Genomic DNA, 1,436 nt, shown 5'->3' with positions numbered 1-1,436 from the left:
CTAGAGGACAAACCTCCGGTCGCGCGCAACCATCCGCATCGTTTGGATGACGAGCTCGCGGACGTCTTCGTGAAGACGCGCAAAGACCACCCGACCTGGGGACCGAAAAAGCTCCGCGCGTTCGTCGCGGCCCAGCAGCCGGAGCTCGTCGTGCCGGCCGCCAGCACCATCGGCGAGCTGCTCAAGAGCCGCGGCTTGATTCGTCCGCGCCGCAGGCGCTTGCGCGTCCCGCTGCATACGAGCCCGCTGTCGAGCAGCGATCGACCGAATAGCACATGGTGTGCAGACTTCAAAGGACATTTTGCATTGGGAGATCGAACGCGATGCCATCCGCTGACGATCACCGACGACTACAGCCGCTATCTGCTTGCTTGCGAGGGCATGCACGACCCGAAAGGCAAGCCGGTTTGCGAGCACTTCGAGCGCGTCTTTCGCGAATTCGGGGTGCCCGAGCGGATACGCACGGACAACGGCGCCCCCTTCGCCTCCAAGGCCCCAGGAGGGTTATCGGCGCTGTCGGTCTGGTGGATCAAGCTCGGCATCGTCCCCGAGCGCATCGAGCCCGGTAGGCCCGAGCAAAACGGCCGGCACGAGCGCATGCACCGCACGCTCAAGGACGAGGCCACGCAGCCGCCCGGCGCGACGTTGAACGAGCAGCAGCGCGTCCTCGATCGCTTTCGTCACGAATACAATGACGTCCGTCCTCACGAGGCGCTCAACCAGAAGCCGCCAGCGAAGATCTATGTAACATCCGCGCGCTCATTTCCACAGTCACCAAGGTCGCCCGAGTACGGCGAAGGCTTCATCGTGCGCAAGCTCGATGATCTCGGACGATTGCGGCGGCCGAGCGCGAGACACGTCATGACACGGCTCCTCTCGCTCGAGCCTGTCGGGCTCCGTGAAGTCGACGATGACCGCTGGGAGGTCTTTTACGGCCCCGTGCTCCTCGGGACGCTCGACGAGACCGGCAAGGAGCCGCGCTTCATACGCGCAGGCTGATGCGCCAATAAAGCAGCTTTCCCCCAAGCTGCCCCCACGCGATTCACAAGTTACCAGTCTCCCCCCAGACCCCCCTCAATCCACCTGAACCGTCGTGGCTGCTATGGCTCCGTTGGAGCACCATTCCAAGACGACCCGGAATACGACGACGGTGATTTTGTGATCGGTCCGCGAGGATCAACCTGTCGAATCACGCTTCGGAGGCTGGGGGTCTCCGTGGACGCCTTGATGGTTTCTGAGGATCAACCTGTCGGAGCACGCTTCGAAGGCTGACGGTCCTCGTCCCCGCCACGCCAGACAGTGTTACCCAGGGTCCCGGTCTACGTACCCGAGGCACCGGTCTGCGCCACCCGAGCGGATGGGTCGACCCCTCGAGAAGCGAAAAAGTGTCACCCGAGGTCCCGGTCTGAAGTGTCACCCAAGATTCCGGTTGCACA

Annotated in this window: 1 protein-coding gene; it reads left to right on the top strand. The window is 63.3% G+C overall.

All coding sequences use genetic code 11. From position 1 onward, the window contains the following. The coding region (locus E8A74_RS51620) for an integrase core domain-containing protein (protein ID WP_211365661.1) at positions 1-999 on the top strand (999 nt) is incomplete at its 5' end. Positions 1,000-1,436 lie beyond the last annotated feature (437 nt).

It is taken from the genome of Polyangium fumosum (genome assembly GCF_005144585.1).
In the GTDB taxonomy this organism is placed as follows: Bacteria; Myxococcota_A; Polyangia; order Polyangiales; family Polyangiaceae; genus Polyangium; species Polyangium fumosum.
Note: the sequence above shows the minus strand (reverse complement) of the source record. Positions and strands in the feature narration are given on the sequence as shown.